The sequence below is a fragment of the Streptomyces sp. NBC_01275 genome, assembly GCF_026340655.1.
Classification (GTDB): domain Bacteria; phylum Actinomycetota; class Actinomycetes; order Streptomycetales; family Streptomycetaceae; genus Streptomyces.
The window spans coordinates 3,483,973-3,495,997 of record NZ_JAPEOZ010000001.1 but is presented as its reverse complement, the minus strand read 5'-3'; the positions used below and the strand labels follow the sequence as shown (position 1 = coordinate 3,495,997).

Here is a 12,025-nt window from a genome sequence, read left to right as displayed (position 1 = left end):
CCTAGTACGTCAGCCCGTGCCCGATCGGATACAGCACCCCCGTCGGATCGTCCGCCCGCTGCACCGGCACCGGGAGCTTTCCGTGCGGCGCCACCGCACCGGCGATCACCCGGGCGGCGGCCCGCAGTTCGACGTCGGTCCAGGAGTAGGTCGCCAAGTGGGCTTTGGCGGAGGGGAGTCGGGCAACGTCGTACGGGTTGCGGATCGCCACCGCGATCACCGGGCGGCCCGTTGCCGCCAGTTGATCGACCAGGGTGCGTTGGGGGCTCGCCGCCGTGACGTTGTACGTGCCCACCACCACCGCGTCCGCCGTGCCCGCCGCCGTCACCGCCTGGGCGATCGTCGCCGCCGACGGGGTCAGGCCGGTGGACAGGGCCGTCGCCGTGAAGCCCAGTTCGGTGAGGGCGGCGGCGAGAACCCCGGTGGGCGGGCCCGTGGTGCCGGAGGGGGAGGCCGGGTCGGCGCCCACGACCAGCAGCCGGGGGTGTGCGCGCGGGGACAGGGGAAGCACCGGGCCCTCGTTGACCAGCAGGGTCGTCGTCCGGTCGGCGATCCGGTCGGCCTGTGCGAGATGGTCCCGCGCGCCGACCGTCCGCCCGACCCGCGCCTGCCCGACATACGGCTCGTCGAGCAGCCCCAGCTTCGCCTTCAGCCGCAGGATCCGCAGCACCGACTCCGCCAGCCGTGCCTCGGTGAGCTCTCCGGTCTGTACGGCCTTGAGGACCGCGTTCCATGCGACGTCCAGGAGAGGAGGGTCGAGGAGCTGGTCGACGCCCGCCTTGAGCGCGAGCACCGGCACCCGGTCGTCGCCGTACTTGGTGCGGACGCCCGCCATGCCGAGCGCGTCGGTGACCACGACCCCGTCGAAGCCGAGGCGTTCGCGCAGGATGCCGGTGACGATGGGACGGGAGAGGGTGGCCGGGTCGCCGGAGTCGTCCAGGGACGGCACGAGGAGGTGTCCGGTCATGACGGAGTCGATGCCGGCCGCGATCGCCGCCCGGAAGGGCGCCGCGTCCAGGGTCTCCCAGACGTCACGCGTGTGGGTGATGACGGGGAAGCCCGTATGGCTGTCGACGGCGGTGTCTCCGTGCCCGGGGAAGTGCTTGGCGGTCGCCGCGACCCCCGCCGACCGGTAGCCCTCGACCTCCGCCGCCACCAGGTCGGCCACCGCCCCCGGGTCCGCGCCGAAGGAGCGGACGCCGATGACCGGGTTGGCGGGGTTGACGTTCACGTCGGCGACGGGCGAGTAGTTCTGGCGTACGCCCATCGCGCGCAGTTCGCGGCCCGCGAGCCGCCCGAGGGTCGTGGCGTCGGCCCGGGAGCCGCCGGCGCCGAGGGCCATGGCGCCCGGGAAGAGGGTGGCGGGCTTGCCGATCCGGCAGACGACGCCGTGTTCCTGGTCGGTGGAGATCAGCACCGGCAGACCGCGCGGCTGCTGGAGGGAGGCCCGCTGGATGCCGTCGGAGAGGTCCGCGATCTGCTGCGGGTCGCGGGTGTTGTGCGCCCAGGTGAAGTAGATGATCCCGCCGACCCGGTAGCGGGCGAGCAGCTCGGCGGCCGTGCGCACCCCGAGTTCGGCGAGGTTGGCGTCGACGTCGGCCTGGTCGGGGGCGGTCGCGGAGTGGCCGTAGACCCGCGAGACGAAGACCTGGCCGACCTTCTCCTCGAGGGTCATTCGGGAGACGAGGGCGCGCAGCCGGCGGTCGTCGGCGTGGGCGGGCGGCGCGCCGGCGGTGAGGGCTGAGGTGAGGCCGGCGGTGGCGGCCAGGACGGTGCGTCTGGAGGGCACGTGCGCTCCTTCCGGTCGAGGGAACGCGCACGGTACCCGCGGAGGGGCCGCCATCGGCGCATTGGAGGGGGGCGCGCCGACGGCGGCGTGGCTGCCGGCCCGCGGTGCGGCGGAGAGGGTGGGTCGGCGATCGCGGCCAGCAGCGAGGGCCGACACCGCACCGAGGTGACTCTCCGACAGTTTGGGGTTGGACGAGCGGGGGTCGGGGCGGGTTCCCGCTCGGGGGCGGATTCCACGAAGTCGGGGCGGGGGAGCGGTGATGGGGCGGGTGGGGCGGGTGGGGCGAGCCGGCGCCGCCCTCCCCGTCGCCGGCCTGACCGAAGCCCTCCCCGCCGTCGGCCTCACCGAAGCCCTCCCCGCCGCGGCGTCAGCGCAGACCGTGGCGGTCGGCCCAGTCGGACACGGCGGCGGCGATCTCGGCCGGGCGGTCCTCGGTCGCGTGGTGTCCGGCGGGGCCGCACGCGACCGCCTCCAGGGCGGCGATGTTCTCGGCGCACCAGGCCGCCTGCTCCGGACCGATGAGCAGCGTGGGCGAGCCCTCGAACGTCAGCAGCAGCTTCGGCACGTCCTCGCTCTTCGCGAGCCAGGCGTCGTACGCCTCGATACGGGCGACCAGTTCGGCCGGTTCCCCGCCGAGCGGCAGCTGTCGGGCCCAGGCCAGCAGCGGGCGGCGGCTCTCGCGGGTGGGGTACGGAGCGAGGTAGGCCGCCAGGTCGGCGTCGGAGACCGGGGTGAGGACGCCGCCGGTGAAGGCCTGCCGTACGAAGAGGTTCTCGTCGAGCATCGCCTCGCCCGCCTCCGAGCGGATGGTCTCCGACCGCTTGCGCGCCTGGGGCGTCAGCTCCTCCCAGGCCAGCGGCTTGACGATGGTCTCGAAGAAGGCGATGCCCCGTACTCGTCCCGGGTGCCGCGCGGCTTGGTCGAAGGCCAGTGCGCCGCCCCAGTCGTGGCCCACCAGGACCACGTCGTCCAGGCCGAGCGCGTCGAACCAGGCGTCGAGATATCGGGCGTGGTCGTCGAACCGGTGGGCGAGCTCGGGCTTCCCGGAACGGCCCATGCCGATGAGATCGGGGGCCAGGAAACGGCCCTCCCCGAGCCGGGGCGTCACCTCGCGCCAGGCGTGCGAGGAGGAGGGGTTGCCGTGGAGGAGGACGAAGGTCGGTCCGCCGGTCCCGGTCCGGGGCCCGGACTCGCCGAGTTCCTCGTGGTGGATGAAGGAGTCGAGCACGGGTGTCGTAGGCATGCTCGATACAGTACATGGCTACTATGTCCATGGCTACTGTGTCTGTGTCTGCTGTGTCTGCTGTGTCTGTGTCTGTGTCTGCGTCTGTGGCTGTGGCCGCTGTGTCTGTGGCTGGTGTTTCCGGATCGGGGGGCCTACCGGTGGGCCGACGCCTTCGGCCACCGTTCCCGCAGCACCCGCACCGTCTCCGCGATCGCCGGTCGCCGGGCCGCGCCGGTGCGCCACACGGCGTACAGCCGTCGTACGGGGATCGGGTCGAGCGGCACCTCCACCGCCCCCGGCGGCAGCGGGCCCCGGCCCAGTCGGGGGACGAGGGCGACGCCGAGGCCCGCGGCGACCAGGGCGACGAGCGTCGGGTTCTCCTCGGCGGTGTGGGCGAGGTCCGGCTCGTGTCCCGCCGTGCGCAGCGTCCGCACCAGCCAGTCGTGGCAGACCCGGCCGGGCGGCTGGCAGATCCACCGCTCGCCGCCCAGCTCCTCCCGCCGTACGGCGTTCCGTCCCGCGAAGGGGTGGCCCTCGGGGACCAGCAGGTCGCACAGGTCGTCCCCGATCACCGCCTGCTCCACGCCCGCGGGGGCCGGCAGCGGCGCGATGTCCCAGTCGTGGGCGACGGCCAGGTCCACGGCCCCCTTCGCGACCAGGTCCACGGACAGATGCGGGTCGACCTCGCTGAGCCGGGCGTCCATTGCGGGGTGCAGGCGGGCGAGCTCGGCGAGGACGGCGGGCAGCAGCCCGCGTGCCGCCGACGGGAACGCTGCGATGGCCAGCCGCCCGGCCGGCACCCCCCGTCGCTCCTCCAGATCGGTCTCGGCGCGCTCGACGATGGCCAGCAACTCCTTTGCCGTGGCAGCGAGTTGCAGGGCCTCGGCGGTGAGGCGGACCCCGCGTCCCTCGCGCTCGAGCAGCACCGTGCGGGTCTCCCGTTCCAGCTTGGCGATCTGCTGGGACACGGCCGACGGGGTGTAGCCGAGGGCGGCGGCCGCCGCGCCGACGGTGCCGTGGACGGAGACGGCGTGCAGGGCGCGCAGGCGCTGGAGGTCGAGCATGGGCTCTCCGATCATGAGCGTTCTCGGCGGTGTCGTCGTCGGCGTTCTCGTTAGCGTTGCTTCATCCGACCGTGCAGCAATCATCGCTGGTGCTTCACGTTCTGCTCGGGTGATCCTCGACGCATGCGCCCCGCCCACCTCGCCCTCGCCGTTCTCGTCGCCGCCGTCTGGGGAGTGAACTTCACCGTCGTCGAGATCGGCCTCGGCCACTTCCCGCCCCTGCTCTTCTCCGCCCTGCGCTTCCTGGTGGCGGCCCTGCCCGCGGTGTTCTTCGTGGGGCGTCCGAAGGTGGCGTGGAAGTGGATCGTGGCGGTGGGCCTGGTGCTCGGGGTCGCGAAGTTCGGGCTGCTGTTCACCGGGATGGACTCGGGGATGCCGGCCGGGTTGTCGTCGCTGGTTCTCCAGATCCAGTCGGTGTTCACGGCGGCCGTCGCCTTCGTCGTGCTCGGCGAACGGCCCACCCCGGTCCGCCTGGCAGGCATGGCCGTCGCCCTCGCCGGCATCGGCGTCGCGGCCGTCGACGAGGGCGCCTCGGGCCCGCTCGGCGCGTTCGCGCTGGTCGTCGCGGCGGCGGCCTGCTGGGGCGTGTCCAACGTCCTCACCCGCAAGGCGTCCCCGCCGGACGCGCTGAACTTCATGGTCTGGGTCAGCACGGTCCCGGTCCTGCCCCTCCTCGCGCTGTCCCTGCTGACGGAGGGCCCGTCGAGGGACCTGGCCGCGCTGCGCGAGCTGGACTGGCAGGGCGCGGGCACGGTCGTCTACGTCGCCTGGATCACCACCGTCTTCGGCTTCGGCGCCTGGGGCTGGCTGCTGCACCGCCACCCGGCGTCCACGGTGGCCCCCTTCTCCCTCCTCGTCCCCGTCTTCGGCATGTCGTCGGCCGCCCTGTTCCTCGGCGAGTCGGTGAGCGGCCTGCGCTGGTGCGCGGCGGCCCTGCTGGTGGGCGGCGTGGCCCTGACCTCGCTGACGCCCACACGGACCGCACCCACCACACGGACCGCCCGGCCCGCCCGGCCCGCCCCTGGAGCTCCCGAGACATCACCGGCGCCGCCGCCCGACCCGACCCGGCCCGCCGTTCACCCCGCTGCCGCGCCCGCCGTCCATCCCCCCGTCGATCCCCCCGTCGATCCGCTCGTCCATCCCGTGGACGTGCCCGCATACGGGAGCGCCGCCGCGGGATCATGAGGGGCATGGCCCTCGTCGACATCCCCGGTTCCAAGTCCCTCACCGCGCGTGCCCTGTTCCTGGCGGCGGCCGCCGACGGCGTCACGACACTCGTACGGCCCCTGCGCTCCGACGACACCGAGGGCTTCGCCGAGGGGCTCGCCCGGCTCGGCTACCGCGTCGGCCGCACCCCGGACGTCTGGCAGGTCGACGGCCGGCCCCAGGGCCCCGCGGTCGCCGAGGCCGACGTCTACTGCCGGGACGGCGCGACCACGGCCCGCTTCCTGCCCGCCCTGGTCGCCGCCGGTCACGGAACCTACCGCTTCGACGCCTCCCCCCAGATGCGCCGCCGCCCCCTGCTGCCGCTCACCCGCGCCCTGCGCGACCTGGGCGTGGACCTGCGGCACGAGGAGGCGGAGGGCCACCATCCGCTCACCGTGCGGGCAGCGGGCGTCGAGGGCGGGGAGGTGGTGCTGGACGCAGGCCAGTCCTCCCAGTACCTGACGGCGCTCCTGCTGCTCGGCCCGCTGACCCGCACCGGCCTGCGCATCACCGTCACCGACCTGGTCTCCGTGCCGTACGTCGAGATCACGATCGCGATGATGCGGGCGTTCGGGGTCGAGGTGGTCCGGGAGGGGAGCACGTACGTCGTCCCGCCGGGCGGCTACCGGGCGACGACGTACGCCATCGAGCCCGACGCCTCGACCGCGAGCTACTTCTTCGCGGCCGCCGCGGTGACCGGCGGCGAGGTGACCGTGCCGGGCCTGGGCGCGGGCGCGCTCCAGGGCGACCTGGGCTTCGTGGACGTCCTGCGGCGGATGGGCGCGCGGGTGGACGTCGGCGCGGACCGCACGACGGTGAAGGGCACCGGGGAACTCCACGGCCTGACGGTCAACATGCGGGACGTCTCCGACACCATGCCGACCCTCGCCGCCCTCGCCCCCTTCGCCTCGGGACCGGTGCGCATCGAGGACGTGGCGAACACCCGTGTGAAGGAGTGCGACCGCCTGGAGGCCTGCGCGGAGAACCTCCGGCGGCTGGGCGTCGACGTGGCGACGGGCGAGGACTGGATCGAGATCCGCCCCGGCACGCCCCATGGCGGGGAGATCAAGACCTACGGCGACCACCGCGTCGTCATGTCCTTCGCCGTGACCGGCCTGCGCGTGCCCGGCGTCTCGTTCGACGACCCCGGCTGCGTCCGCAAGACGTTCCCCGGTTTCCACGAGGCGTTCGCGGAACTGGGGGAGTCGCTGAGGCAGGACAGGCAGGACAGGCAGGACAGGCAGGACAGGTGAGCGGCGGTCACCGGCGTAGGGCGGCGTCCGCCGCTCCGTGCAGCTCCTCCCGTACCGCCCGTACCACCGGATCCCCCTCCGCCCCCGCCCGTACGGCGACGAAGACGTTCCGCGACGGGGGCGTGCCCTCGGCCGGGCGCAGGGCCAGGTCGCGGTGGGCGTACAGCGACCGCACCAGCCGTGGCACCAGCGCCACCCCCTGTCCCGCCTCGACCAGACCCGCCAGCGCGGCCCAGTCGTTCACGTCGTGGCGGATGTCGGGGGTGAAGCCGGCCGCCGCGCACACCGAGCGGGTCACCGCCCCGCAGCAGCTCATCGCGTTGCCGACGATCCAGGTGTCCCCGGCCAGCTCCCGCAACGGCACCTCGGCGCGGTCGGCGAGGGGATGGTCGGGCGGCAGGGCGACGTCCAGGACGTCGGTGAGCAGGTCCTCGCGGGCGTAGCGCGGGTCGGTGTGCGGGGGCGCGGCCGCGAAGTCGACGGCCACCGCCACGTCCACCTGCCCGCCGTCCAGCGCGGTGAACAGGTTCGGCGGCTCGGCCTCCACCACGTCCACCCTGAGCTGCGGCAGCCGCTCGCGCAGGGCCCGCAGCGCGGTCGGCAGCAGGCCCAGGACGCCGCTGGAGAAACAGCCGACGGTCACCGTGCCCCGCCCGCCCTCCTCGTACGCCGCGAGGTCGGCGCGGGCCCGCTCCAGCTGGGCGGCGATGACGTCGGCGTGCGCCAGCAGGACGCGGGCCTGACCGGTGAGGCGTACGCCTCTGCCGTCGCGTTCGGTGAGAGGTGCGCCCAGGTCGCGGGCGAGGGCGGTGAGCTGCTGGGAGACCGCCGAGGGGGTGAGGTGCAGGGCCTGGGCCGTCCGCGCCAGACTGCCCCGGCGCTGCAGCTCGCGCAGGACGGTGAGACGACGCAGGTCAATCGTGAAGGCGGGGCTTAACGGTTCCACCGTAGAAGATTAACTGGACCTGGTCGGTCGGGTTCGGAAATCATCGCAGCCATGACCACCACCCCGCGCTCCTACCTCGTCCTGCACGGCTGGCAGAACCACCGCCCCGAGGCCCACTGGCAGCACTGGCTCGCCGACCGCCTGACCGGCCTCGGACACCGGGTCGTCTACCCCCAGCTGCCCGACCCGGACGACCCGGTCCTGGGGGAGTGGCTGGGCGAACTGGAGCGACACCTGGCGGAGCTGGGGGAGGGGGAGCCGGGGAAGCCGGGGGAGCCGGGCGGCGGTGAACGGGTGGTCGTCGCGCACAGTCTCTCCGTCGTGCTCTGGCTGCACGCCGTCGCCCGGGATCTGCCGGGGCTCGCCGACGTGGACCGGGTGCTGCTGGTGGCCCCGCCGTCGGACTCGGTGCTCGCGCGGTACCCGGAGGTCGCGGGGTTCGCGCGGTCAGGAGAGTCCTACGGCCTCGTCCTGCCGCAGCCGACCCGGCTGGTCGCCGGCGACGACGACCCGTACTGCCCGGAAGGCGTCCAGACCGTCTACGGCGACCCCCTGGGCCTCACGGCCGAACTCCTCCCCGGCGCCGTCCACCTCGACCTGGACGCCGGCTACGGCTCCTGGCCGTCGGTGCTGGACTGGTGCCTGGACCCGGACACGAAGTTCGCGACGCGGCCGCAGCGGTAGCCGGGACCTCCGCCCCTCGGCGGGGTCCATGCCGGTCAGCCCCTGGCGAGGTCCATGCCGCTCCGCCCCTCGGCGGGGCCTATGCCGAGTCGTTCAGCAGCCGCGCCAGGTGCTCCCGCCCCGCGTCCAGCAGCTCCGGCAGCGGTGGCGCGGAGGGATACCACCGCTGCTCGTACTCCCAGCACAGCCACCCGTCCCAGCCGTGCCGGGAGAGGACCTCCACGCAGTCGGCGAGCGGCAGGACGCCCGCGCCCAGGGCCAGCGGGGTGGTGTCCTCGGCCGAGGCGATGTCCTTGACCTGCACATATCCGAGATACGGCGAGAGCGCCGCGTAGGTCTCCTGTGGCTGTTCGCCGCCGAGCCAGGTGTGCATGACGTCCCACAGCGCGCCCACCTGCCGGTGTCCGACCAGGCCCAGGACGCGCATCGCGTCGGCGCCGGTGCGGTGGGAGTCGTGGGTCTCCAGCAGGATGCGCACGCCGAGGTCGGCGGCGAACTCGGCGGCCGTGCCGAGCCGACGGGCGGCGACCGCGTCGGCCTCGGCGGGGGACTGCGCGTCGGACCCGCCGGGGAAGACGCGGACGAAGGGCGCGCCGAGGTCGCGGGCGAGTTCGGCGAGCGCGCGGATCTCCTCGATCACGGGCTCGTCGGCGCCGGGCGCGGCCACGCGCGCGTACCCCGCCACCCCCAGGAGTTCGATCCCGGCCGTCTTGAACGCGGCGGCCGCGTCGGAGCGGGCGTCCGCGCCCAGGCCGGGGTGGACGGGTTCCTCGGGGTGGGCGCGCAGCTCGACGCCGTGGTAGCCGTGCGCGGAGGCGAGCCGCAGCACATCGGGCAGCGGCAGACCGGGGACGCCGAGGGTGGAGAAGGCGAGCTTCATGTTCTCTACTGTCACTCCGGTGTGCCGTGCAGGTCCAGCCGCCAGTCCTGACCGACGAGATCCTTGCCGAAGGAACGGTGCGGTTTCTCGGCGGCCAGCACGAACCCGTGCCGCTGGTAGAGGCGGCGGGCGGCGGCGAGGACGTCGTTGGTCCACAGCACCAGATCGCGGTAGCCGACCTCGCGCGCGAAGTCGACGACGGCGCCGACCAGCCGGTCCCCGACGCCGAGTCCGCGCGCCTCCGGCTCGACGAGCAGCAGCCGCAGCCGTGCGGTGCCGGGCCCGGGCGCCTCGTCCCGTACGCACATCACGCACCCCACCGGCCGCCCCGCCAGCTCGGCGATCCACACCCGCTCCAGATGCGGGTCGTGGTCCTCGGCGAAGTCGGCGACGATCCGGGCGACGAGCCCCTCGTAGTCGGCGTTGAAGTCGAACTCGGCGGCGTACAGCGCGGCGTTGCGCTGCACGATCCAGCCGAGGTCGCCGGGACCGGGTTCGCGCAGCACGACGTCCCGCACGAGGTCCCGGGGGCCTGCCGGGTCGCCGTCCCCGAGGACGTCCCGGATGGTCCGCATGGCGTCGACCAGCCGGGTCCGGTCCCCGGGGGCCACCTCCTCCAGCAGCGAGTCGACGCTCTCCCGGGCCCGTGCGTCGAGCAGCTCGGCCGCCTCCCGCCCCCGCGGGGTGAGGACGATACGACGCCGACGCGGATCCGTCTCGGACGCCGCCCGCTCGAGAAGACCGTCCTGCTCGAACCTGCCGAGGATGCGGCTGAGGTAGCCGGAGTCCAGGGACAGGGCGGCCCGCAGGTCGGCCGCGTCCGTACGGGGGGAGTGCGCGAGCTCGTACAGGACGCGGGACTCGGTGAGGGTGTAGGGGGCGTAGAGGTGGCGGCCGTAGTCGAGGGCGCCGATGACGTTGGTGTAGAAGCGGTTGAAGGAGCGGATGGAGTGAATGTCCTGGACGCTCATGGCTCGACCCCGATGGCTCGACTCGACTCAGGATGGCTCGACTCGGAAGCCCCTGACCCCGACGCAGGATGTCTGACTCAGTCAGAGATTCCGTCGACCCAAGCGTAGGCGGCACCCCAGCTCCCCGACTACCCCCCAACTACGCCCAGCCCGCCCCGCACCGCCCGCCTGCCCCCCAACTACGCCCGCCCCGCCCCGCACCGCCCGCCTGCCCCCCAACTACGCCCAGCCCGCCCCCGATCGCTCGCCTGCCACCCGACGGCTCGCCCCGCCCCAGACCGCTCGCCTGCCCCCGACCGCTCTCCTGCCCCCCGACGGCTGCCTGCCCCGCCCCAGACCGCTCGCCCGCTCTCCGCTACTCCCCGCCCGCCCCGCACTCCCGGAAGCGCCGCAGCAGTTCCCGAGCGGCGGGACTCTCCCCGTCGAAGTCCTGGCTCCTCTGCTCCGCCGGGACGTCCGGCCCCCGGACGCGCGCTCCGTTGCACCGGAAGCAGAACGCGATCTCGAAGAGCGGATCGGGATCGTCCCCGCTGTAGGCGCGCAGCCCCCACCCCGGCACGAAACAACGGGCCTTCTCACCGTCCGGCAACTCGCCGACCAGCGCCAGCGCCTGCACCACCTCGTCCCCCGCCCAGACCTCGACGGCATCACCGACCAGCCCCCGCGCCCCGAACGGCCGAGCCGCATCGGAGATCCGAACGATTTCAAGAAGCTCGGCCCTCTCCCGACCGGGCGGCAGCAACATCGACGTCTCCTTTCAGCCGGGCGGGGCGCTTCGTCCCGACGGGGACATCAGCCCCGCAGCCCCGCAGCCCCCTCAGGCCCGAGGTCCCCCGGACGTGCTGTCAAGCCCGAGGCCCGCATGTCCCGTCAAGCCCGAGCCCCGCCGAAGACACCGTCACCCCCGATGCCCCCCCGGAGGCGCCCTCAAGCCCGAGGCCCCCCAGAAGACCCCCGCACCATCAGCTCCCCCCGCACCGTGGCGATCCCCCCGGGCGGCGGCTCCTCGCGGCCCATGGCGATGCGGCCCGCTCGGGCGCCCGCCTCGGCCAGGGGGAGCCGTACGGTCGTCAGGGAGGGCACCGCGTCGATGCTGAAGGGGAGGTCGTCGAAGCCGGCGACCGAGACGTCCTCGGGGATGCGCAGTCCGGACTCGCGCAGCGCCGCGCACGCGCCCAGCGCGACGGAGTCGTTGGCGGCGACGACCGCGGTCAACGACGGGTCCCGTCGCAGCAGTTCGAGCGTCGCCTCGTAGCCGGCCCGACGGTCGTAGCGGCCGTGCACCGTCCAGCGCGGGTCCTCCTCGATGCCGGCCGCCCGCAGCGCGGCCCGGTGGCCCTCCAGGCGGTGCCGGGTGGTCGTCCGCTCCTCCGGTCCCGCGATGTACCCGAGCCTGCGATGCCCGAGCCCGATGAGGTGCTCGGTCAGCTCCCGTCCGCCGCCGCGGTTGTCGAAGGTCAGCGCGATCGCCGCGGTGTCCGGCGCCGGCGGCCGCCCGCACAGCACCACCCGCGTCCCCGCCTCCCCGAGCTTGCGCAGCTTCGCCGCCACCGCCGCCGCGTGCGGCTCGTTCTCCATGGCACCGCCGGTCAGCACCACGGCCGCGGCCCGCTGCCGCTGGAGGAGGGTCAGATAGGTCAGTTCGCGCTCCGCCGAGCCCCCGGTGTTGCAGACCACCGCGAGCCGCTCGCCTCCGGCCCGCCCGCCGGGCCCCCCGATCTCCGCCTGGATCGCGCTCGCCATGATCCCGAAGAAGGGGTCGGCGATGTCGTTCACCAGGATGCCGACCAGGTCGGAGGTCGCGGCGGCCAGCGCGCTCGCGGGACCGTTCAGCACGTAGTCCAGTTCGTCCACCGCCCGCAGCACCCGCTCACGGGTGGTGGCGGCGACGGGGTAGTTCCCGTTCAGCACGCGCGACACCGTCGCGGGGGAGACCTGCGCGCGGGCCGCCACGTCCGCCAGGGTCACCGTCATGTAGTCGTCCTCCGGTCGCGCATTCGTCGTACG

General features: G+C 74.1%; 11 protein-coding genes. 3 read left to right on the top strand and 8 right to left on the bottom strand.

Features of this window, described 5'->3' with window-relative positions; translation table 11 throughout:
- Position 1 precedes the first annotated feature (1 nt).
- The 3 genes from OG562_RS15270 to OG562_RS15260 all read right to left on the bottom strand — a co-directional run bounded on the left by OG562_RS15270 (position 2) and on the right by OG562_RS15260 (position 4,078).
- Positions 2-1,789 carry a glycoside hydrolase family 3 protein gene (locus OG562_RS15270; RefSeq protein WP_266397702.1) on the bottom strand — a complete coding sequence of 596 codons (1,788 nt, stop codon included), beginning with the start codon at positions 1,787-1,789 and terminating at the stop codon, positions 2-4.
- Between the two features lie 367 nt (positions 1,790-2,156).
- Positions 2,157-3,032 carry a haloalkane dehalogenase gene (locus tag OG562_RS15265; RefSeq protein WP_266397701.1) on the bottom strand — a complete coding sequence of 292 codons (876 nt, stop codon included), beginning with the start codon at positions 3,030-3,032 and terminating at the stop codon, positions 2,157-2,159.
- Positions 3,033-3,166: 134 nt separating this feature from the next.
- Positions 3,167-4,078: a LysR family transcriptional regulator gene (locus tag OG562_RS15260; RefSeq protein ID WP_266409274.1), complete on the bottom strand. Its 912-nt coding sequence runs from the start codon at positions 4,076-4,078 to the stop codon at positions 3,167-3,169.
- A 123-nt stretch (positions 4,079-4,201) separates the two neighbouring features.
- Here OG562_RS15260 and OG562_RS15255 point away from each other — a divergent pair, with 123 nt between their 5' ends.
- The gene (locus OG562_RS15255) at positions 4,202-5,263 is read left to right on the top strand and encodes an EamA family transporter (RefSeq protein WP_266397700.1); all 1,062 of its coding nucleotides are present in this window, start codon (positions 4,202-4,204) and stop codon (positions 5,261-5,263) included.
- A 5-nt stretch (positions 5,264-5,268) separates the two neighbouring features.
- Positions 5,269-6,537, top strand: coding sequence for a 3-phosphoshikimate 1-carboxyvinyltransferase (aroA, locus tag OG562_RS15250; RefSeq protein ID WP_266397698.1), 1,269 nt, complete (start codon positions 5,269-5,271; stop codon positions 6,535-6,537).
- 7 nt (positions 6,538-6,544) lie between these two features.
- Here aroA and OG562_RS15245 read toward each other — a convergent pair whose 3' ends face one another.
- Positions 6,545-7,483, bottom strand: a complete 939-nt coding sequence (locus OG562_RS15245) for a LysR family transcriptional regulator (RefSeq protein ID WP_266397696.1) — start codon at positions 7,481-7,483, stop codon at positions 6,545-6,547.
- Positions 7,484-7,534: 51 nt separating this feature from the next.
- On the opposite strand from OG562_RS15245, the gene OG562_RS15240 reads away from it, so the two are divergent.
- Entirely contained in the window at positions 7,535-8,167 is a 633-nt protein-coding gene (locus tag OG562_RS15240; RefSeq protein ID WP_266397693.1) for an alpha/beta hydrolase, read from the top strand.
- 79 nt (positions 8,168-8,246) lie between these two features.
- Here OG562_RS15240 and OG562_RS15235 read toward each other — a convergent pair whose 3' ends face one another.
- From OG562_RS15235 to OG562_RS15220, 4 genes are all read right to left on the bottom strand, one after another.
- Positions 8,247-9,047, bottom strand: coding sequence for a sugar phosphate isomerase/epimerase (locus tag OG562_RS15235; RefSeq protein WP_266397690.1), 801 nt, complete (start codon positions 9,045-9,047; stop codon positions 8,247-8,249).
- Positions 9,048-9,058: 11 nt separating this feature from the next.
- Positions 9,059-10,018, bottom strand: a complete 960-nt coding sequence (locus OG562_RS15230) for a helix-turn-helix domain-containing GNAT family N-acetyltransferase (protein ID WP_266397688.1) — start codon at positions 10,016-10,018, stop codon at positions 9,059-9,061.
- A 355-nt stretch (positions 10,019-10,373) separates the two neighbouring features.
- Positions 10,374-10,763, bottom strand: coding sequence for a hypothetical protein (locus OG562_RS15225; protein ID WP_266397685.1), 390 nt, complete (start codon positions 10,761-10,763; stop codon positions 10,374-10,376).
- 182 nt (positions 10,764-10,945) lie between these two features.
- A complete protein-coding gene (locus tag OG562_RS15220) occupies positions 10,946-11,992 on the bottom strand; it encodes a LacI family DNA-binding transcriptional regulator (protein ID WP_266397682.1) in 1,047 nt (348 codons plus the stop codon).
- Positions 11,993-12,025 lie beyond the last annotated feature (33 nt).